Source organism: Actinotalea sp. (assembly GCF_035443605.1).
GTDB lineage: Bacteria > Actinomycetota > Actinomycetes > Actinomycetales > Cellulomonadaceae > Actinotalea.
Window position 1 is genome coordinate 14954 of record NZ_DAORSQ010000059.1, and the last position, 2411, is coordinate 17364.

The 2411-nt window shown below is 75.6% G+C and carries 3 protein-coding genes; 1 reads left to right on the forward strand and 2 read right to left on the reverse strand.

Features of this window, described 5'->3' with window-relative positions; translation table 11 throughout:
• Positions 1-20: 20 nt before the first annotated feature.
• Complete coding sequence (locus PKY62_RS08175; protein WP_324536216.1) at positions 21-515, reverse strand: SRPBCC family protein; 495 nt, start codon at positions 513-515, stop codon at positions 21-23.
• Between the two features lie 54 nt (positions 516-569).
• On the opposite strand from PKY62_RS08175, the gene PKY62_RS08180 reads away from it, so the two are divergent.
• Positions 570-1559: an aldo/keto reductase gene (locus PKY62_RS08180; RefSeq protein ID WP_324536217.1), complete on the forward strand. Its 990-nt coding sequence runs from the start codon at positions 570-572 to the stop codon at positions 1557-1559.
• 13 nt (positions 1560-1572) lie between these two features.
• On the opposite strand, the gene PKY62_RS08185 is transcribed toward PKY62_RS08180, so the two are convergent.
• Positions 1573-2411 (reverse strand): hypothetical protein (locus PKY62_RS08185; RefSeq protein ID WP_324536218.1); only part of this gene is annotated, 839 nt, incomplete at its 5' end.

A 2411-nucleotide genomic window follows, 5' to 3' on the forward strand; every position in this document is an offset into this window, starting at 1 on the left:
GGCACGACGCCGGTGCGCGGTCAGGTCCCTGCGCTCGTGCCCACCTCCGCCGCCACCCGGCCCAGCACGCGCCGCAGCATCACACCGGTGGCCGGGCGCGCCACCAGGTCGGTCAGGCCGGCGGGTACGCCGCGGACCGTGATCCGCTCGATCCAGGTCACCTCGCACAGCGCCGGTCCGAGCGGCCGGACGCGGATCTCGGCGATGCCGCCCAGCACGGGCCCGACCTTGCGGAACCGGGCCACGCCGGTCGTGGCCGGCCCCGGCGCCCCTGCCGCCACCGGCGGGTCGAGGCGTTCGACGACCATCCGGTCCACGAGGCCGGGCCCGCCCTGCGGCGCCGTCGAGCCAGAGACCGCGACGAACGTCTCCCCGACGCTCAGCAGCGTCGGGGCGCCGATCCGGGTCATCGGCACCCAGCGCGCGTGCTGGTGGACGTCGGTGACGAGGTCCCAGGCGCGGTCGGCCGCGACCGGCAGCACGCGGCGGTGGACGGCGGCGTGGTCGAGGTGCATCGCGGGTCCTCCGTCGCGTCGAGCGTGGGTCGAACCCTAGTAGCGTCGGGTGACATGGACACACGCGTGCTGGGCAGGACCGGTCTGCCGGTCTCCGTGGTGGGCCTGGGCTGCTGGCAGCTCGGCGCGGACTGGGGCGACGTGAGCCCGGACCGTGCGATGGAGATCCTGCACGCCGCCGTCGATGCCGGGGTGACCTTCCTCGACACGGCCGACGTGTACGGCGACGGGCGCAGCGAGCAGCTCATCGGACGGCTGCTCGCCGAGCGCGGGCCGCAGGCCGGGCTGACCGTCGCGACCAAGATGGGGCGGCGCGCCTCGCCGCACGCCGCCGAGGCGTACACGCTCGACGCGTTCCGCGCCTGGACGGACCGCTCGCGGGCCAACCTCGGCGTGGACACCCTCGACCTCGTCCAGCTGCACTGCCCGCCGTCCGAGGTCTTCGGGCGGGATGCGACCTACGACGCGCTCGACGTGCTCGTCGAGGAGGGGCGGGTCGCCGCGTACGGCGTCTCCGTGGAGACGGTCGATGAGGCACTGACCGCGATCGCACGGCCCGGGGTCGCCACCGTGCAGATCATCCTCAACGTGTTCCGTCGCAAGCCGCTCGAGCGCGTGCTGCCCGCAGCGGTGGCCGCGGGGGTGGGGATCATCGCCCGGGTCCCGTTGGCCAGCGGCCTGCTCACCGGGAAGTTCGACGCGAGCACGACGTTCGCCGCGGACGACCACCGGCTCTACAACCGGGCCGGGGCCTTCTTCGACGTGGGCGAGACGTTCGCGGGGGTGCCGTACGACGTCGGCGTCGCCGCGGCGCAGGAGGTCGCGCGGTTCACCCCGGCCGGCGCGACGACGGCCCAGCTCGCGCTGCGCTGGATCATCGACCAGCCCGGGGTCACGACGGTCATCCCCGGTGCGAGCCGGCCGGAGCAGGCGCTCGCCAACGCGGGTGCAGCGGCGCTCGCGCCGCTGGACGACGCGGTGCTCGACGCGCTGCGGGCCGTGTACGACGCGCGCATCCGGGGGCACGTGCACGCCCGCTGGTGAGCGCGGCCCGGGCTCAGCCCGGCTCGCGCCGCTCCATCGCCTGGACGTCGGCGCGGGCCTCGACCACCCGCATCGGCGCCGCGGCGTCGTCCGGCCCCGAGACCGCGAGCTCGAGCGTCACCGGGAAGTGCAGCGGTGCCGGGCCGAAAGCGCGCTGCGCGCCCACGATGACCGTTCGGCCCAGCGCCCGGGCGCCGGTGACGCCGATGACGGCGCCGATCCCGAACGGTGCCAGCCGGCCCAGCGCCAGCGCGCCCTGACGGCTCGCCTGACGGCGCAGGATCCGCCGGGTCAGCGCGGAGTTGACCTGCTTGATGGTGGACGTCGGCATGTTGACCAGCAGCGTGCGGGCCCAGGCCTTGGTACCCAGGCCGGTCTGGGTGCCGACCAGGCGGGCGCCCTGCTCGCCGAGCACCGTCGCGAGCAGCAGCGTGCGACGTCGGGCCGTCTCCTCCACCGCGATGCCGTGCACGTCCGCGACGGCGAGGGCGTAGGCCGACGACGCCGCGAAGAAGGTCGCGATCTCGCTGGTGGTCAGGGCGACGCCCACGCCGGTGCCGATCGCCGGGGCAGCCGCCGCGGCGCCCACGGCACCCCCGGACGTCGCGACCGCGAGCAGGTACTGGCGCTCGAGGAGCCGGATGATCTGCTCCGGGGACGCGTGCGGGTTGCGTGCGCGCAGGCGGTCGACGTGGGTGTGGATGACGCTCGACGGGATCGCCACGGCCTTGTCGAGCAGTGCGTCGACGAGGCCGATGCCGGTGACGCCGGGGTTGGCGGGGGTCGTCGGGACCGTGGGGTCCACGGGGGGCGGGGGCGGCGAGCCGGTCAGGGGGCCGACCGTCTGCGGGG